Source organism: Streptomyces sp. NPDC054883 (assembly GCF_053610645.1).
This window is the reverse complement of record NZ_JBSGYT010000010.1, coordinates 83923-101820: the sequence shown is the minus strand read 5'-3', so window position 1 is coordinate 101820 and position 17898 is coordinate 83923. Positions and strand designations below refer to the sequence as shown.

The 17898-nt window shown below is 69.6% G+C and carries 15 protein-coding genes, 1 tRNA gene and 1 pseudogene; 13 read left to right on the top strand and 4 right to left on the bottom strand.

Going from position 1 to position 17898, the window contains the following annotated elements:
* Window positions 1-16: 16 nt before the first annotated feature.
* On the top strand, window positions 17-895 hold the full coding sequence (locus tag ACWGH1_RS10595; protein WP_453353122.1) for a DUF4184 family protein: 879 nt from the start codon (window positions 17-19) through the stop codon (window positions 893-895).
* Window positions 896-928: 33 nt separating this feature from the next.
* Here ACWGH1_RS10595 and polA read toward each other — a convergent pair whose 3' ends face one another.
* On the bottom strand, window positions 929-3649 hold the full coding sequence (gene polA / locus ACWGH1_RS10590; RefSeq protein ID WP_453353121.1) for a DNA polymerase I: 2721 nt from the start codon (window positions 3647-3649) through the stop codon (window positions 929-931).
* 144 nt (window positions 3650-3793) lie between these two features.
* On the opposite strand from polA, the gene ACWGH1_RS10585 reads away from it, so the two are divergent.
* From ACWGH1_RS10585 to ACWGH1_RS10545, 9 genes are all read left to right on the top strand, one after another.
* On the top strand, window positions 3794-6064 hold the full coding sequence (locus tag ACWGH1_RS10585) for an FdhF/YdeP family oxidoreductase (protein ID WP_453353120.1): 2271 nt from the start codon (window positions 3794-3796) through the stop codon (window positions 6062-6064).
* A 58-nt stretch (window positions 6065-6122) separates the two neighbouring features.
* A complete protein-coding gene (locus ACWGH1_RS10580; protein ID WP_453353119.1) occupies window positions 6123-6581 on the top strand; it encodes a PaaI family thioesterase in 459 nt (152 codons plus the stop codon).
* A gap of 57 nt (window positions 6582-6638) precedes the next feature.
* A complete protein-coding gene (locus ACWGH1_RS10575; protein WP_453353118.1) occupies window positions 6639-7034 on the top strand; it encodes a hypothetical protein in 396 nt (131 codons plus the stop codon).
* Window positions 7035-7339: 305 nt separating this feature from the next.
* A complete protein-coding gene (locus tag ACWGH1_RS10570; protein WP_453408615.1) occupies window positions 7340-7663 on the top strand; it encodes a hypothetical protein in 324 nt (107 codons plus the stop codon).
* A gap of 300 nt (window positions 7664-7963) precedes the next feature.
* Entirely contained in the window at window positions 7964-9196 is a 1233-nt protein-coding gene (locus tag ACWGH1_RS10565) for a branched-chain amino acid ABC transporter substrate-binding protein (RefSeq protein WP_453353116.1), read from the top strand.
* 108 nt (window positions 9197-9304) lie between these two features.
* Complete coding sequence (locus ACWGH1_RS10560) at window positions 9305-10234, top strand: branched-chain amino acid ABC transporter permease (RefSeq protein WP_453356239.1); 930 nt, start codon at window positions 9305-9307, stop codon at window positions 10232-10234.
* Window positions 10231-12054, top strand: a complete 1824-nt coding sequence (locus tag ACWGH1_RS10555; protein WP_453356240.1) for a branched-chain amino acid ABC transporter permease — start codon at window positions 10231-10233, stop codon at window positions 12052-12054. Before ACWGH1_RS10560 ends, ACWGH1_RS10555 begins: the two co-directional genes overlap by 4 nt.
* A 3-nt stretch (window positions 12055-12057) precedes the next feature.
* Window positions 12058-13071 carry an ABC transporter ATP-binding protein gene (locus ACWGH1_RS10550; protein WP_453356241.1) on the top strand — a complete coding sequence of 338 codons (1014 nt, stop codon included), beginning with the start codon at window positions 12058-12060 and terminating at the stop codon, window positions 13069-13071.
* Entirely contained in the window at window positions 13068-13784 is a 717-nt protein-coding gene (locus tag ACWGH1_RS10545) for an ABC transporter ATP-binding protein (protein ID WP_329194392.1), read from the top strand. Before ACWGH1_RS10550 ends, ACWGH1_RS10545 begins: the two co-directional genes overlap by 4 nt.
* A 70-nt stretch (window positions 13785-13854) precedes the next feature.
* On the opposite strand, the gene ACWGH1_RS10540 is transcribed toward ACWGH1_RS10545, so the two are convergent.
* Window positions 13855-14505 (bottom strand): ANTAR domain-containing response regulator, encoded by a 651-nt coding sequence (locus tag ACWGH1_RS10540; RefSeq protein ID WP_453357292.1) that lies wholly within the window; start codon window positions 14503-14505, stop codon window positions 13855-13857.
* Window positions 14506-14604: 99 nt separating this feature from the next.
* Here ACWGH1_RS10540 and ACWGH1_RS10535 point away from each other — a divergent pair.
* A tRNA-Leu gene (locus ACWGH1_RS10535) sits at window positions 14605-14679 on the top strand.
* A 215-nt stretch (window positions 14680-14894) separates the two neighbouring features.
* Window positions 14895-15142: pseudogene (locus ACWGH1_RS10530) on the top strand (transcriptional regulator); the annotation flags it as partial.
* Window positions 15143-15260: 118 nt separating this feature from the next.
* On the opposite strand, the gene ACWGH1_RS10525 reads toward ACWGH1_RS10530, so the two are convergent.
* The gene (locus ACWGH1_RS10525) at window positions 15261-15716 is read right to left on the bottom strand and encodes a MarR family transcriptional regulator (RefSeq protein ID WP_453357291.1); all 456 of its coding nucleotides are present in this window, start codon (window positions 15714-15716) and stop codon (window positions 15261-15263) included.
* A gap of 126 nt (window positions 15717-15842) precedes the next feature.
* Between ACWGH1_RS10525 and ACWGH1_RS10520 the strand changes: the two genes are divergently transcribed.
* Window positions 15843-16352, top strand: a complete 510-nt coding sequence (locus ACWGH1_RS10520; RefSeq protein WP_453357290.1) for a GNAT family N-acetyltransferase — start codon at window positions 15843-15845, stop codon at window positions 16350-16352.
* A gap of 62 nt (window positions 16353-16414) precedes the next feature.
* Here the strand turns inward: ACWGH1_RS10520 and pyk are convergent, their stop codons facing one another.
* Entirely contained in the window at window positions 16415-17842 is a 1428-nt protein-coding gene (gene pyk / locus ACWGH1_RS10515) for a pyruvate kinase (RefSeq protein ID WP_453408614.1), read from the bottom strand.
* Window positions 17843-17898: the final 56 nt, after the last annotated feature.

Below are 17898 nucleotides of genomic sequence, written 5' to 3'. Positions count from 1 at the left end.
ACCGGAAGGGGCACCCGTGCCGTTCACTCTCAGCCATGCGGCGGCCGTGCTTCCGGCCGTGCGGCGGACCGGGCGGGCCCGTGGGCCGCTGATCGCCTCCGCCCTGGTACTGGGCTCGTTCGCCCCGGACACGTTCTACTTCCTGGACGCGGTCGTGGAAGGCGTGATGGGGTACGGCGATTTCACCCACTCCCTCCTCGGCGTGGTGACGGCCGACGCCGCGCTGACCGCCGCCCTGGCCGCCTGCTGGCTTCTTCTGCGCGAGCCGCTGGTCGCGCTGCTGCCGCGCGCCTGGCAGGGCAGGGTGCACGCTTTGGTGCGGGGCGAGGACTGGCGGGCCCGCCGCCGGCTGCCCGCGCTCGCGCTCCGGTTCTACCTCTCGGCGGTGCTCGGCTCCCTGACGCACGTGGTGTGGGACAGCTTCACCCATCTCGACCGGTGGGGAACGAACGCGCTGCCCGGGCTGGGAGAGCCGCTCGCCTTCGGTCTGCCCCTCTACTCCTACCTCCAGTACGGCAGTTCGGCGCTGGCCGGCTGTGCCCTGCTGTGGTTCACGGTGACGGCCCTGCGCCGCCTGCCGGCCTCGCCCGTTCCGCCGTCCGTGCCGTCGCTGGGGCGGGCGGAGCTCTGGTGCGCCGTCGCGCTGCTGGTGGCCTGCGTGGGGGCGGGGGTGACGATGCGGGTGCTGCGCTTCTTCACGTTCTTCGACCGGATCCGTACGCCCCTGGACATCATCCCGACCGTCTGTTTCGGCGCGGGCGGCGGCCTGGTTGTGGCGCTGCTGCTCTACGGGGCGCTGGTGCGCCTGCGCCACCGCGGCGGCGGCGAGCGGCACGACGGCGGCGAGCGGCACGACAACGACGGGCAAACGCGGACGCCCGTCCCCATCGCGTAGCGGGGACGGGCGCCGGTCCGGTGCCGGGCCGGGTCAGTGCGCGGCGGACTCCCAGTCCGGGCCGACGCCCACGGACACGTCCAGCGGGGCGCGCAGCTCGACGGCGGCCGCCATCTCGCGGCGCACCAGCTCCTCCACCTTCTTCCGCTCGCCGGGCGCGATCTCCAGCACGATTTCGTCGTGGACCTGGAGCAGCATGCGCGAGGTGAGCCCGGCGCCGGTGAGGGCCCGGTCGACGCGCAGCATCGCGACCTTGACGATGTCGGCGGCGGTGCCCTGGATGGGGGCGTTCAGCGCCATCCGCTCCGCTGCCTCACGGCGCAGCCGGTTGTCGCTGTTGAGGTCGGGCAGGTAGCGGCGGCGGCCCAGCACCGTCTCGGTGTACCCGGTGGCGCGGGCCTCCTCGACGACGCGCTGGAGGTAGTCGCGGACGCCGCCGAACCGCTCGAAGAACGTCTCCATCAGCCCGCGCGCCTCGGCGGGTTCGATGTTCAGCTGCTGCGAGAGACCGAAGGCGGACAGCCCGTAGGCGAGGCCGTACGACATGGCCTTGATCTTGCGGCGCATCTCGGCGTCGACCGCGGACCGCGCCACGCCGAACACCTGGGAGGCGACGGTGGTGTGGAGGTCCTCGCCCGACAGGAAGGCCTCGATCAGGCCCGCGTCCTCGGAGAGGTGGGCCATGACGCGCAGCTCGATCTGGCTGTAGTCAGCGGTCATGAGGGACTCGTAGCCCTCGCCGACGACGAAGCCGCGGCGGATGGCACGGCCCTCGTCGGTGCGCACCGGCACGTTCTGCAGGTTCGGGTCGGTGGAGGACAGGCGTCCGGTCGCGGCGACGGTCTGGCTGAAGCTGGTGTGCACGCGGCCGTCGGCGGCGATCGACTTGACCAGGCCCTCGACGGTGACGCGCAGCTTGGCCTGCTCGCGGTGGCGCAGCATGATCACGGGCAGTTCGTGGTCGGTCTGCGTGGCCAGCCAGGCCAGCGCGTCCGCGTCCGTGGTGTACCCGGTCTTGGTCTTCTTCGTCTTGGGCAGGTCCAGCTCGCCGAAGAACACTTCCTGGAGCTGCTTGGGCGAGCCCAGGTTGAACTCGTGGCCGACGGCCGCGTGCGCCTCCTTCACCGCCTGCTGCACGGCTCCCGCGAACTGCTGCTCCATGCCTTCGAGGTGGTCGCGGTCGGCGCCGATGCCGGCCCGCTCCATCCGGGCCAGCAGCTCGGAGGTCGGCAGTTCCATGTCGTGGAGCAGCTCGGCGGCGCCCACCTCGGCGAGCTTGCCGGTGAAGGCCTCGCCCAGGTCCAGGACGGCGCGGGCCTGCGCCATCAGGGCCTCCGCCTCGGCGGTCTCGTCGGCGCCGAAGGCGAGCTGGCCGTCGGCGGCGGCCGGGGCCAGCTCCCGGTGCAGGTACTCGTTGGACAGGGCGTCCAGCGCGAAGGAGCGGCGGCCCGGCTTGACCAGGTACGCGGCGAGCGCGGTGTCCATGGTGACGCCCGCGAGCGTCCAGCCGTGCTCCGGGAAGACCCGCATCAGACCCTTGGCGTTGTGCACGACCTTGGGCCGGGCCGGGTCGGCGGCCCAGGCGGCGAAGGCCTTCTCGTCGGCCTCGTCCAGCTCGGACGGCTCGAACCAGGCGGCGGGCCCGCCCGCCGACGCCAGCGCGATCTCGCTGACGTTGCCCTGGCCCAGGCCCCAGCTGTCGACGGTCGAGACACCGAGGGCCTCGCCCGCGTGGCTCTCCAGCCACGGGGCGAGCTCGCCCGCACCCAGCACGGACCCGTCCAGCTCCACCCCGGCCGCCGGGGCGGGGGCCGGCACCTCGGCCGCGCCCGGGTCCATCGCCAGCAGCCGCTCGCGCAGCGAGGCGTTGCGGATCTCCAGCACGTCCAGCACGCCGGTCACGGCCTGCCGGTCGTAAGGCAGGCGGGCCAGGTCGGCGGGGGCCTTGTCCAGCTCGACGTCCTTAACCATCTCCGTCAGGACGCGGTTGAGCTTCACCGACTCCAGGTGGTCGCGGAAGTTCTGCCCGGCCTTCCCCTTGACCTCCTCGGCGCGCTCCACCAGCTCCTTGAACGACCCGAACTGCGTGATCCACTTGGCCGCGGTCTTCTCGCCGACGCCCGGGATGCCCGGCAGGTTGTCGGACGGGTCGCCGCGCAGCGCCGCGAAGTCCGGGTACTGCTGCGGGGTGAGGCCGTACTTCTCCTCGACCTTCTCCGGCGTGAACCGGGTCAGCTCGGAGACGCCCTTCGTCGGGTAGAGCACGGTGGTGTGCTCGGAGACGAGCTGGAAGGAGTCCCGGTCGCCCGTGACGATCAGCACCTCGAAGCCCTCGGCCTCCGCCTGCGTGGCCAGCGTCGCGATGACGTCGTCGGCCTCGAAGCCGTCGATCGCGAAGCGCGGCACCTTCATCGCGTCCAGGAGCTCGCCGATCAGCTCGACCTGCCCCTTGAACTCGTCGGGCGTCTTGGAGCGGTTCGCCTTGTACTCGGGGAACTCCGTCGCCCGCCACGTCTTGCGGGACACGTCGAACGCCACCGCGAAGTGCGTGGGCGCCTCGTCGCGCAGCGTGTTCGCCAGCATCGACGCGAAGCCGTAGATGGCGTTGGTCGGCTGGCCCGTAGCGGTCGTGAAGTTCTCCGCGGGCAGCGCGAAGAACGCCCGGTACGCCAGGGAGTGCCCGTCCATGAGCATCAGGCGGGGGCGGTCCGCTGCGGTCGGCTGGTCGGTCTTCTTCGATGCTGAATCTGCCACGCCTCCGATCCTAGGCGTCCGCTGTGACAATCCGGGACGGCCGCTCTCGGCGTCCGCGATGCCGGCGGGGCGTGACAGGATCGGCCCGATACGCCACCGCTCGGCCCGCCCGACGCGATGTCCGACTGCTCGAAGGGGAGCGACATGGCCACCAAGCCGCCCGCAGGTGATCCCGTACAGGACGCGCCGCAGGTCGGGCCCCCGCAGCACGCGGCGGCCGGCCTGCCCGCGATCGTGCACACCCTCAAGATCGCCGAGCGGCAGATGGGCCTGACCCGCACCGCCCGCACCCTCCTCAAGGTCAACCAGAAGGACGGCTTCGACTGCCCCGGCTGCGCCTGGCCCGAGGGCGACGAACGCCACACCGCCGAATTCTGCGAGAACGGCGCGAAGGCCGTCGCCGAAGAGGCGACGCTGCGCCGGGTGACCCCCGCCTTCTTCGCCGAGCACCCGGTGTCCGAGCTCGCCGCCCGCAGCGGCTACTGGCTCGGCCAGCAGGGCCGCATCACCCAGCCCGTGTACCTGGCGGAAGGATCCGACCACTACGAGCCGGTGTCCTGGCAGCGGGCCTTCGAGATCATCGCGGAGGAACTGCGCGCCCTCGACTCCCCCGACGAGGCCCTCTTCTACACCTCCGGCCGCACCAGCAACGAGGCCGCCTTCCTCTTCCAGCTCTTCGCCCGCGAGTTCGGCACCAACAACCTGCCGGACTGCTCCAACATGTGCCACGAGTCCTCGGGCTCCGCACTGAACGAGACCATCGGCATCGGCAAGGGCAGCGTCTCCCTGGAAGACCTCCACCAGGCCGATCTGATCATCGTCGCGGGCCAGAACCCGGGCACCAACCACCCGCGCATGCTCTCCGCCCTGGAGCGGGCCAAGTCCGCCGGCGCGAAGATCATCTCGGTGAATCCGCTGCCCGAGGCCGGCACCGAGCGGTTCAAGAACCCGCAGAAACCGCTCGGCATGCTCAAGGGAACGGCCCTGACCGACCTGTTCCTGCAGATCCGCATCGGCGGCGACCAGGCCCTCTTCCGCCTCCTGAACAGGCTCGTCATCGAGGCCGACGCGGCCACCGACGAGGCGTTCATCCGCGAGCACACCCATGGCTACGAGGAGTTCGCGGCCACCGCGAGGAAAGCCGACTGGGACGAGACCCTCACCGCCACCGGCCTGACCCGCCCCGACATCGAACGCGCCCTGGCCATGATCCTGGCATCCGAGCGCACCATCGTCTGCTGGGCCATGGGCCTCACCCAGCACAAGCACGCCGTCGCCACCATCCGCGAGGTCGTGAACCTGCTCCTGCTGCGCGGCAACATCGGCCGGCCCGGCGCCGGCGTCTGCCCCGTCCGCGGCCACTCCAACGTCCAGGGCGACCGCACCATGGGCATCTTCGAACGGCCCGCGCCCGCGTTCCTCGACGCCCTGGACCGGGAATTCGGCATCACCTCGCCCCGCCACCACGGCTACGACGTGGTCCGCTCCATCCAGGCCCTGCGCGACGGCCACGCCAAGGTGCTCTTCGCCATGGGCGGCAACTTCGTCGGCGCCACCCCCGACACCGACGTCACCGAAGCCGCGATCCGCCGCGCCTCCCTCACCGTCCACGTCTCCACCAAACTGAACCGCTCCCACGCGGTCACCGGCAAGCGCGCCCTGATCCTGCCCACCCTCGGCCGCACCGACAAGGACGTACAGGCCGCCGGCAAGCAGTTCGTCACCGTCGAGGACTCCATGGGCATGGTCCACGCCTCGCGCGGCAACCTGCCGCCCGCCTCCCCCCACCTGCTCTCCGAGCCCGCGATCGTCGCCCGCCTCGCCCGCACCGTGCTGGGCGACGCCTCGCGCACCCCGTGGGAGGAGTTCGAGAAGGACTACGCCGCCGTCCGCGACCGGATCTCCCGCGTCATCCCCGGCTTCGAGGACTTCAACGCCCGCGCCGCCCGCCCCGGGGGATTCCGCCTCCCCCACGCCCCGCGCGACGAGCGCCGCTTCCCCACCAAGACCGGCAAGGCCAACTTCACCGCCGCGCCCGTGGAGTACCCGAAGCTCCCGGCGGGCCGGCTGCTGCTGCAGACCCTGCGCAGCCACGACCAGTACAACACCACCATCTACGGCCTCGACGACCGCTACCGCGGGATCACCGGCGGCCGCCGCGTCGTCATGGTCCACCCCGAGGACGCGGCCGAGCTCGGCCTCGCCGACGGCTCGTACACCGACCTCGTCGGCGAGTGGTCGGACGGCGTGGAACGGCGCGCCCCCGGCTTCCGCGTCGTGCACTACCCGACGGCCCGCGGCTGCGCCGCCGCGTACTACCCCGAGACCAACGTGCTGGTCCCGCTGGACTCCACCGCCGACACCAGCAACACCCCCGCGAGCAAGTCCGTCGTCGTGCGCTTCGAACCGGCCTGATAGAACGACCCCAGGACAAGATGGTTAACGAACGTTGACACACGAACGGAGCCGGCCGATGGGCGAGCAGCACGCAGTGAAGTTCCCGCAGGAGGTCCTCGACGAGTACGCGGCCCTGGGCGTCGACCTGCCCGCCCTGTTCTCGGCGGGCGACCTCGGCGAGCGCATGGACATCCGCATCCTGGAGGCCTCGGCCGACCGCGTGGTGGGCACCATGCCCGTCAAGGGCAACACCCAGCCCTACGGACTGCTGCACGGCGGCGCCTCCGCCGTCCTCGCGGAGACCCTCGGCTCGGTCGGCGCGATGATGCACGGCGGCATCAACAAGATCGCCGTCGGCGTCGACCTGAACTGCACCCACCACCGCGGCGTCCGCTCCGGCCTGGTCACCGGCGTCGCCACCCCCGTCCACAAGGGCCGCTCCACCACCACCTTCGAGATCGTCATCACCGACGAGCAGGACAAGCGCGTCTGCACGGCCCGCCTCACCTGCCTCCTGCGCGACACGAACTCGTAACGCCCGTTCCGCCGACAGCAGTTGTGCTGTCACCGGCGCCGGTCTAGCGTTCCCGCCATGGGATCCGGACCGGCGCCGCGGCGCGTCACCGCCGCCTGCGCGGCGACCGCCCTCCTGAGCACCGCACTCCTCGGCTGCACCACCGCCCCACGCGCGGGCGCGCCCTCCCCGAGCACGACCCCGCCCGGGGAACTGTGCGCCGCCCTGATCACCCACTGGGCCGCGGTCATCCTCGACGGCGGCGAAGGCCGCGACCCCGTCAGCCTCGACTACCAGGCGATGGGCCTGTCCGGCGGGCAGAACGACATCCTGCGCGCCGTCGTCGATGACGCCCGCGCCGAGCAACGCGCCCACGGCCGGGAAGCCGCCCGGGAACTCACCGGCCGGGAGGCCGGGCGGCGTTGCGCCGAGCGCTACCGTTCCGGCACTCCGACCGGCGGGCCCTGGCAGTGAGCGGCGGCATCGGGCCCGTCGAGCCCGGCGAGGGCACCTCGGGCGACGAGACCCCGCGCCCGGGGCCCCGTGGACCGGCGGCGGCCCGGGGCCGCTCCCGCTTCCGGGGCAGCCGCCGGACGGTCATCGCCCTCACGGCCCTGGCCTGCGCCGCCGCACTGGCCGTCGCGGGCGCCCACCGGTACGCCGGGCGCTCCCGGCCCGCGCCGCGGACACCGGCGGCGCCCTCCCAGAGCGTCTCTTTCGGCTACGGCGAACCGGTCGACACCCCCGCCCCGGCCCTGGCGTTCGCCTTCACTGTGCGTGTGCGCAGCGAGTCCGCCCGGCCCGTCTCGGTGGAACGGATCAGCCAGCCCTCGCGGGCACTGAGCGTAGTGATCCAGCCGGCGCTGCCCGTCGTGGTGGCCAGCGGGGAGCTCCGCGAGCTCGTGATCGGGATTCGGGTCGACGACTGCGTGCATGTGGCACGGAATTCCGGGTTGCCTTTCCTCGAAGTAACCCTCAGTAATGATTTCGGGAAAGAGGAGCACAGTTACATCCCGGGTGACCGTTATGCCAGGGATCTTTCCGCCGCTCTGACCAGGGCCTGTCCCGAAGATCGAGACAGCCGGACGCCGACACCGTCATGAGCAAAACGCCCCAGAGTCCTGGAAAGACAGGACTCAAACCACCGGACAGTCCTGCACCATCTCAACATCCGGACTGCACGAACCGGCCGGAATTCCCCCGTTCCACCCTCAGGGGTCCGGTATGTATTACGCCGTGGCATAACAAGAGAGTCACATCATTGGCCTGAGCCCTCCATAACGTCCGAAGTCCCGCTTAGAGTCACCGCCAGTTACCGCGACCACCGGATTCCATTCAGTTCGGTTCCGCGCGTTCGACTCGACGCGTCCCAGGGGGGACGCGGCGCCAGGAAAGGACTGATCGTGCGTCATCGTCAGCTCATCGCCGTGACGGCCGCCCTCGCCGCAGGCGCTCTCACTCTCACCGCCTGTGGTTCGCGCAACGACAAGGCCGGCTCCACCGGTGACGGTGGCAACACCACGGTCGTCATAGGCGTCGACGCCCCGCTGACCGGCGACCTCTCCGCCCTCGGCCTCGGCATCAAGAACTCCGCCGACCTCGCCGCGAAGCAGGCCAACGAGAAGAAGTACGTCAAGGGCGTCACCTTCAAGATCCAGGCCCTCGACGACCAGGCCCAGGCCTCCTCCGGCCAGCAGAACGCCACCAAGCTCACCGCCGACAAGGACGTCCTCGGCGTCGTCGGCCCCCTGAACTCCTCGGTGTCCGAGTCGATGCAGAAGGTCTTCGACGACGCCAAGCTGGCCCAGATCTCCCCGGCCAACACCAGCCCCTCCCTGACCCAGGGCCCCAAGTGGGCCGAAGGCCAGAAGGTCCGCACCTACAAGAGCTACTTCCGCACCGCGACCACGGACGCCATCCAGGGCCCGTTCGCCGCCCAGTACCTCTTCAACAAGGCGGGCAAGAAGAAGGTCTTCATCATCGATGACAAGAAGACCTACGGCGCCGGCCTCGCCGGAACCTTCAAGGGCGAGTTCACCAAGCTCGGCGGCCAGGTCGCCGGCGAAGGCCACATCGACCCGGAGTCCAAGGACTTCTCCGCGATCGTGACCCAGGTCAAGAGCTCCGGCGCCGACGTCGTCTACTACGGCGGCGAATACCCCGCGGCCGGCCCCCTCAGCAAGCAGATCAAGGCCTCGGGCACCAACATCCCGCTCGTCGGCGGCGACGGCATGAAGGACAAGAAGTACGTCGAGCTCGCCGGAGCCGAAGCCCAGGGCGACCTGTGCACCTCCGTCGGCGCGCCCGTCGAGACCCTGCCCTCCGCCAAGGACTTCATCGCCAACTACAAGAAGGCCGGCTACAAGGACGACTACTCCGCCTACGGCGGCTACTCGTACGACTCCGCCTGGGCCGTCATCGAAGCCGTCAAGAAGGTCGTCGAGGCCAACGACGGCAAGCTCCCCTCGGACGCCCGCGCCAAGGTCCTCGAAGCCGTCCAGGGCGTCAGCTTCGACGGCGTGACCGGCAAGGTCTCCTTCGACGAGTTCGGTGACGCCACCAACAAGCAGCTGACCGTCTACAAGGTCGACGGCGACGACTTCAAGACCGTCGAGTCCGGCACCCTCGGCAGCTGACCTCCCTCCGCTAGCTCGCTAGCAGCTCACCCCCTCACCAGCCGCGCGGGGCGCGCACACAGCGCCCCGCGCGGTGTCACATCCGTCGAAAGACTCGGAGGACCTGCGGTGCACGAACTGCCGCAACAGCTGGTCAACGGCCTGCTACTGGGATCCATGTACGGGCTCGTCGCCATCGGCTACACGATGGTCTATGGCATCGTCCAGCTCATCAACTTCGCGCATGGCGAGATCTTCATGACCGGAGGCTTCGGAGCCCTCACGGTCTGGCTGATGCTCCCCACCGGCACCACCATGTGGATCGCGCTGCCGCTCATGCTCATAGGCGCGGTCATCGTCGCCACCACCATCGCCGTCGGAGCCGAACGCTTCGCCTACCGGCCGCTGCGCAGCGCGCCCCGGCTCGCCCCGCTCATCACCGCCATCGGCCTCTCCATCGTCCTCCAGCAGGCGGTATGGGCCTGGTACCCCGACGCGAAGTCCTCCGTAGTCTTCCCCCAGATCCCCGGCGGCGCCTTCCACCTCGGCAGCATCACCATCCAGACCGGTGACGTCTTCCTCCTCATCGCCGCCCCCATCTCCATGGCCTTCCTCGGCTTCTTCGTCAAGAAGACCCGCACCGGCCGCGGCATGCAGGCAACCGCCCAGGACCCCGACACCGCCAAGCTCATGGGCATCAACACCGACCGCATCATCACGGTCGCGTTCGCCCTCGGCGCCGCCTTCGCCGCCGTCGGCGCGGTCGCCTACGGCCTCAAGTACGGCGAAGTCAACTACCGCATGGGCTTCATCCTCGGACTCAAGGCCTTCACCGCCGCCGTCCTCGGCGGCATCGGGAACATCTACGGCGCCATGATCGGCGGCCTGGTCCTCGGCCTCGCCGAGACCCTCACCACCGCCTACATCGCCGACGTCCCCGGCATGAGCCAGCTCGGCGGCCAGTCCTGGGGCAACACCTGGGCGTTCGTACTCCTCATCCTCGTGCTCCTCCTGCGGCCCCAGGGCCTGCTGGGCGAGCGCGTGGCGGACAGGGCGTGAGAACCATGACGACCATCACCGCGGACACCGCGAAGACCACCGCAGCCCACACCGGCTTCATCGCGATCCCCGAGAAGACGGCCCGCCTCCTCGCCACCGCCGGCGGCGTTCTCACCATCCTCTCCTGCTTCATGTCCTGGACCTGGACCGCAGCCTTCCCCGGAGACCTCACCGTCTACGGCTACCCCGGCGGCCTCCAGTGGCTCGTCCTCATCGGCGGCGCCCTCACCACCCTCTTCGGACTCGCCTCCTACGGAGTCAAAGGCCTCGGCTGGCTCACCCCCGCAGGCGCCGACGCGGCACTCAAACTCGCCGCACTCGCCGCCTTCGCCACCGCCTGGTACACGGTCATCACCATCACCGTCACCCTCGGCGGCGTCGTCAACCTCGAACCCGGCGGCTACGCCGTGGCCGCGGTCACCCTCCTCGCCCTGACCGGCGCCCTCGCACTCCCCTTCGAGCGCCCCGTCCTGGACGCACCGGACCCCGACGACACCCCCTGGGAACAGCGCAAGCACCACCTGGGCAACACCTGGACGACCGTCAAGGCCGCCCTCGCCAACCACACCCCGCGCCCCGCCCGCACGCTCCCGGCCTGGGCCGAGATCCTGCTGATCGCGGCCGTCCTCGCCATCACCCTCGGAGTCTTCACCTACGGCATCACCACGCCGTACCAGGAACTCTTCCTCGGCTTCCTCATCACCGCGGGCTTCGGCTTCGCCGCCCTCAACAAGGCCGGCCTCCTCGCCCGCTTCACCGCCCTCACCACCAAGCACCGCAACGTCGCCCTCGTCGGCGCCTTCGCCGCGGCCGCCGCCTTCCCGCTCACCCAGACCGACGACCAGTACGCGACCCTCGGCGTCAACATCCTCATCTTCGCCACCGTCGCCCTCGGCCTGAACATCGTCGTCGGCCTCACCGGCCTCCTCGACCTCGGCTACGTCGCCTTCCTCGGCGTCGGCGCCTACACCGCGGCCCTGGTCTCCGGCTCCCCCAACTCCCCCTTCGGAGTACACCTCCCCTTCTGGGCCGCGATCCTCCTCGGCGCCGGCGCCTCCATGGTCTTCGGCGTCCTCATCGGCGCCCCGACCCTGCGCCTGCGCGGCGACTACCTCGCCATCGTCACCCTGGGCTTCGGAGAGATCTTCCGGATCTCGATGAACAACCTCGACGGAGTCTCCGGCCCCGACCTCACCAACGGGCCCAACGGCATCGCCGGCGTCCCCAACGTCGACCTCTTCGGCTTCGACTTCGGCGCCAACCACACCATCGCCGGATTCACCGTCGGCCGCTTCGCCAACTACTTCCTGCTGATGCTCCTGGTCACCCTCATCGTGATCATGGTCTTCCGCCGCAGCGCCGAATCCCGCATCGGCCGCGCCTGGGTCGCCATCCGCGAAGACGAAACCGCCGCCGAAGCCATGGGCATCAACGGCTTCCGCGTCAAGCTCGTCGCCTTCGCCCTCGGCGCCACCCTCGCCGGCCTCGCCGGCGCCGTACAGGCCCACGTGAACTACACCGTCACCCCGGACCAGTACGTCTTCGCCAACGCCGTCCCCCCGAACTCGGCATTCCTCCTCGCCGCAGTCGTCCTCGGCGGCATGGGCACCATCTCCGGCCCCCTCGTCGGCGGCGCCCTGCTCTTCATGATCCCCAACAAGCTCCAGTTCCTGGGCGAATACCAGCTCCTCGTCTTCGGCATCGCGCTCGTCATCCTCATGCGCCTGCGCCCCGAAGGCCTCATCCCCAACCGGCGCAACCAGCTCGAACTCCACGCGGACCTCGAAGCGCCCACAGTCCTCGGCAAGACAGGGGCCTGACCCATGACGACGACCACCACGGCAACCGCCGAGACCGTCCTCGACGCCCGCGGCGTCACCATGCGATTCGGCGGCCTCACCGCCGTCAAGAACGTCGACCTCACCGTCCGCAGCGGCGAGATCGTCGGCCTCATCGGCCCCAACGGCGCCGGCAAGACCACCTTCTTCAACTGCCTCACCGGTCTCTACATCCCCACCGAGGGCGAAGTCCGGTACAAGGGCACGGTCCTGCCCCCCAAGTCGTACAAGGTCACCGCCGCCGGCATCGCCCGCACCTTCCAGAACATCCGTCTCTTCAACAACATGACGGTCCTGGAAAACGTGCTCGTCGGCCGGCACACCCGCACCAAGGAAGGCCTCTGGGCGGCCCTCCTGCGCCTGCCCAGCTTCGGCCGCGCCGAAGAAGCCAGCCGCGAGAAGGCCATGGAACTCCTCGAGTTCATCGGCCTGGCCCACAAGGCCGAACACCTCGCGCGCAACCTGCCGTACGGCGAGCAGCGCAAGCTGGAGATCGCCCGCGCCCTCGCCAGCGACCCCGGCCTCATCCTCCTGGACGAGCCCACCGCCGGCATGAACCCGCAGGAGACCCGGACCACCGAAGAACTCATCTTCGCCATCCGGGACATGGGCATCGCCGTCCTCGTCATCGAGCACGACATGCGCTTCATCTTCAACCTCTGCGACCGCGTCGCCTGCCTCGTCCAGGGCGAAAAGCTCATCGAAGGCACCGCCACCGAAGTCCAGAGCGACGAGCGCGTCGTCGCCGCCTACCTTGGCGAACCCTTCGAAGGTGCCCCCGGCGCCGAGGAGATCGCGGAGGTCGAAGCCGCCGAAGCTCCGGCGGCCGGCGAAGCTCCCGAAGCTCCCGAAGCTCCGGAGACCGCCGCGGCCGCGGAAGCCACCGAGACCCCTGAGGCTCCGGAAACCACCGAGACCGCCGAGGCCACGGAAACTCCCGAGACCACGGACACCGCGGAGGCGCACAGCACCACCAGCACGGACGGAGAAGCCAAGTGACCGCACTCCTCGAGGTCGAGGACCTCCGCGTCGCCTACGGCAAGATCGAAGCCGTCAAAGGCATCTCCTTCAGCGTCGACGAGGGCGAGATCGTCACCCTCATCGGCACCAACGGCGCCGGCAAGACCACGACCCTCCGCACCCTCTCCGGCCTGATCAAGCCGCGCGGCGGCCAGATCAAGTTCCAGGGCAAGTCGCTCAAGAAGGTCCCCGCGCACGACATCGTCGCGCTCGGCCTCGCCCACTCCCCCGAGGGGCGGCACATCTTCCCGCGCATGACGATCGAGGACAACCTCCTCCTCGGCGCCTTCCTGCGCAGCGACAAGGATGGCATCCAGAAGGACGTCCAGCGCGCCTACGACCTCTTCCCCATCCTGGGAGAGCGCCGCAAGCAGGCCGCCGGCACCCTCTCCGGCGGCGAACAGCAGATGCTCGCCATGGGCCGCGCGCTCATGTCCCGGCCGAAGCTGCTCATGCTGGACGAGCCGTCGATGGGCCTCTCGCCCCTCATGATGCAGAAGATCATGGCGACGATCGCCGAACTCAAGTCCCAGGGCACGACCATCCTGCTGGTCGAGCAGAACGCCCAGGCGGCGCTCTCGCTCGCCGACCAGGGCCACGTCATGGAGATCGGCAAGGTCGTCCTGTCCGGCCCCGGCCGCGAACTCCTCGTCAACGAGGACGTCCGCAAGGCCTACCTCGGCGAGGACTGACCCGCCCGCTGTACACGCGTGAGGCCCGCCACCGGAATCCGGTGGCGGGCCTCACGCATGCTCCGCGCCCCTACTTGGCGGCGTTCTTCTTCTCCTCGGCGTCCTCGATGACCGCCTCGGCGACCTGCTGCATGGACATGCGACGGTCCATGGAGGTCTTCTGGATCCACCGGAAGGCAGCCGGCTCGGTCAGCCCGTACTGGGTCTGCAGGATGCTCTTCGCCCGGTCCACCAGCTTGCGGGTCTCCAGCCGCAGCGAGAGGTCCGCGACCTCCTTCTCCAGCGCCCGCAGCTCCGCGAAACGAGACACGGCCATCTCGATGGCCGGGACGACGTCGCTCTTGCTGAACGGCTTCACCAGGTACGCCATGGCCCCGGCGTCACGGGCCCGCTCCACGAGGTCGCGCTGCGAGAACGCGGTCAGCATCAGGACCGGGGCGATGGACTCCTCCGCGATCTTCTCGGCGGCGGAGATCCCGTCGAGGACCGGCATCTTCACATCGAGGATCACCAGGTCGGGCCGGTGCTCGCGGGCCAGCTCGACGGCCGTCTGCCCGTCCCCGGCCTCGCCGACGACGGCGTAGCCCTCCTCTTCGAGCATCTCTTTGAGGTCGAGACGGATGAGCGCCTCGTCCTCGGCGATGACGACGCGGGTCGTCAGCGGCGGAACGTGCGACTGGTCGGCGTCGGGCGTGGGCGTCGACTCGTGCTCGGCGGTCACGGGGGCTCCTCCTTGCGGGGCACAACAAGCTCCCCCGAGCCTACCTAGCTGCGGTAAGGTGGACTCGCAGCGGGTCGGGGCAAACCTTCGATTCGCTGGGCCCCGGTAGCCCAATTGGCAGCAGGCGATGGATTCAAAACCCATTCAGTGTCGGTTCGAGTCCGACCCGGGGCACTTTTCCTCATTTTCCAAGGTCACGCGAAAATCGAGCGACCTTCACTCGTATCGGCGTACTACCCAAAAATGCACAACGTGAGCGAATTCCTCACGGCAGCGTCGACCGCATGTACGGCCTCGCGACCCGCCGAAACGCACCGGCCCTGCTCTCCGCCGGGCGCAGCCTGAACTCGGTCAGCAAACAAGCCTGGGCGACGGTTGCATCAGCCCCCATCCCCTGGGAGTTCCTGAGGGGGCTGATCCATTCCGACGGGTGCCGGGTGACCAACTGGACCGTACGGAACGGGAAGCGGTACGAGTACCCCCGGTATTCCTTCACCAACAGGTCGGACGACATCCGCAGGCTCTGTACGGACACCCTGGCGAAGGACGGGGTCCAGTGGACGATCCTCGCGCGCGGCAGTGCCCCCACCTCAACGTCTCCATCGCCCGCAAGGCGTCGGCGGCCCTGATGGACGCGTTGCCGCACCAGCCCGGGAGGAGGGCCGCCCTGGCCGGGCCGATGGCGTGGCTGCTGATGGCCCAAGCGCTGGTGAAACCCATGGGTGGACGGTAGCGGGAGGGTCTGTCAGCAGGGATCAGGGGAGGTCGGCGTTGCCGCCGAGGTTGGCGACCATGCGGCGGAGGGTGTCGATGGTGGCGGCGTAGGTGGGGGTGTCGATGCCCTGGCGGATGCGGGTGTGGACGGCTGCGTTGCGGTCGTGGGCGCGCAGGCGGCCGGCTTCGCCTTCGACGGTGAGGGCGAGGGTGCCGTTGGTGGTGGTGAGCCAGCCCCGGGTGGTGAGGTCGTCGTAGACGGCTTCGAAGTCGGTGTGCTGGTCGTCGAATCGGGTGAGTTTGCCGGTGAGGGCGGTTCTGGTCCAGGCGCCGGGGGCGCCGGCCACGTGGTTGAGGATCCACCAGTGGGGCTGGGTGAGGTCTTCTTCGGCGAGGGCGGTGCGCAGGCCGGTGATGACGAGGTTGGCGGCTTCGCGGCTCCAGTAGCCGATGGCTTGGGCGGCGAGCTGTTCCTGGGGGTAGGGCTTGAAGTCCATGCGGTGAAGATAGGACCTCAAGTTAGCTTGAGGTCAAGGTGTTATGCGGGGTCGGCCGTCGGTCTCCAGGCGTTCTCCAGCGGTCGGAGAGAATCGGAGCGGTCCGGCGAACCGAGGGAGTGGGCAGTGCGGTTGCGTGATGTGGAGCTCGGCGATGTCGATGCGTACGTGAGGATGCGGTGCGATCCCGCGATGATGGGCGATCTGGGCGGGCCGTTGCCGCGTGCGGGTATGGAGGAGAAGGTCGAGCGGGACGTCCGCAGGGCGGCGGCGGATCTCGACTGGATCAAGATGATCGTTCCGGATCCGGCCGCGCCGGCGGTGGTGGCGGGCTCGGTGACCTTGTGGTCCCACGAATCGGAGGACGGTCCGGTGTCGGAGATCGGGTGGATGGTCCTGCCGGAGTTCCAGGGGCGGGGGCTGGGCAAGCGTGCCGTCCGCAGTTTGCTGGAGCGGGCGCGGGAGGAGGATCGCTGGGGGTTGGTGCACGCGTTTCCGGCGGTGGGCAACGGCGCTTCGAACGGTATCTGCCGGTCTCTTGGTTTCCGGCTCCTCGCCGCGCGTGAGGTGGTGTTCGCGGGGCGGGTGCTGGCGGCCAACCATTGGGCGGTCGATCCGCGTACCGACCTGGTGTGACGGCGTCCCGCCGGGAGCGGGTGCTCCCGGCGGGCCGGTTGTACGCGGGCGGCCCGGCGCCGTCAGCTGACGGCGTCGCCGATGTGGTGGACGCGGACCAGGTTGGTGGAGCCGGTGACGCCGGGGGGTGAGCCGGCGGTGATGACGACGATGTCGCCGGGTACGCAGCGGCCGATCCGCAGGAGTTCTTCTTCGACTTGGTCGACCATGGCGTCGGTGGAGTCGACGTGGGGGCCGAGGAAGGTTTCCACGCCCCAGGTGAGGTTGAGCTGGGAGCGGGTCGCGGGGTCGGGGGTGAAGGCGAGGAGGGGGATGGGTGAGCGGTAGCGGGAGAGCCGGCGGACGGTGTCTCCGCTCTGGGTGAAGGCGACGAGGAATTTGGCGCCGAGGAAGTCGCCCATTTCGGCTGCGGCGCGGGCGACGGCGCCGCCTTGGGTGCGGGGCTTGCTGCGTTCGGTGAGGGGCGGCAGGCCCTTGGCGAGGATGTCCTCTTCGGCGGCTTCGACGATGCGGGCCATGGTGCGTACGGTTTCGACGGGGTATTTGCCGACGCTGGTTTCCCCGGAGAGCATGACGGCGTCGGTTCCGTCGATGACGGCGTTGGCGACGTCGGAGGCTTCGGCGCGGGTGGGCCGGGAGTTCTCGATCATCGAGTCGAGCATTTGGGTCGCGACGATGACGGGTTTGGCGTTGCGCTTGGCGAGTTTGATGGCGCGCTTTTGGACGATGGGGACTTGTTCGAGGGGCATTTCGACGCCGAGGTCGCCGCGGGCGACCATGATGCCGTCGAAGGCGGCGACGATGTCGTCGATGCTGTCGACCGCCTGCGGCTTTTCGATCTTGGCGATGACGGGGAGGCGGCGGCCTTCTTCGTCCATGATGCGGTGGACGTCTTCGATGTCGCGGCCGCTCCGGACGAAGGAGAGGGCGATGATGTCGGCGCCCGCGCGCAGGGCCCAGCGGAGGTCGTCGATGTCTTTTTCGGAGAGGGCGGGTACGGAGACGGCGACGCCGGGGAGGTTGAGTCCCTTGTGGTCGGAGACCATGCCGCCTTCGATGACGAGGGTCTGGACGCGGGGGCCGTCGATGCCGATGACCTGGAGGGTGACGCGGCCGTCGTCGACGAGGATGCGTTCGCCGGTGGTGACGTCTGCGGCGAGGCCTTTGTAGGTGGTGCCGCAGGTGTGGCGGTCGCCTTCGTGGTCTTCGACGGTGATGGCGAATTCGTCACCGCGTTCAAGGAGTACGGGTCCTTCGCGGAAGCGGCCGAGTCGGATCTTCGGGCCTTGAAGGTCGGCGAGGATGCCGACGCTGCGGCCGGTCTCGTCGGAGGCCTTGCGTACGCGCTGGTAGCGCTCCTCGTGTTCGGCGTAGGTGCCGTGGCTGAGGTTGAGGCGGGCGATGTCCATTCCGGCTTCGACCAGGGCTTTGATCTGGTCGTACGAGTCGGTGGCGGGTCCCAGGGTACAAACGATTTTCGCTCGGCGCATGGAACGAGCGTATGCCCCTACCAGGGAGTAGGAAATTGGTTCCGGGTGTCCACACA

Coding starts and splice junctions, on each gene's coding strand:
- ACWGH1_RS10585 (WP_453353120.1), top strand. CDS start 3,794: ATGGCCACCAAGCCGCCCGCAGGTGATCCCGTACAGGACGCGCCGCAG.
- ACWGH1_RS10580 (WP_453353119.1), top strand. CDS start 6,123: ATGGGCGAGCAGCACGCAGTGAAGTTCCCGCAGGAGGTCCTCGACGAG.
- ACWGH1_RS10575 (WP_453353118.1), top strand. CDS start 6,639: ATGGGATCCGGACCGGCGCCGCGGCGCGTCACCGCCGCCTGCGCGGCG.
- ACWGH1_RS10550 (WP_453356241.1), top strand. CDS start 12,058: ATGACGACGACCACCACGGCAACCGCCGAGACCGTCCTCGACGCCCGC.
- ACWGH1_RS10525 (WP_453357291.1), bottom strand. CDS start 15,716: ATGGACTTCAAGCCCTACCCCCAGGAACAGCTCGCCGCCCAAGCCATC.
- pyk (WP_453408614.1), bottom strand. CDS start 17,842: ATGCGCCGAGCGAAAATCGTTTGTACCCTGGGACCCGCCACCGACTCG.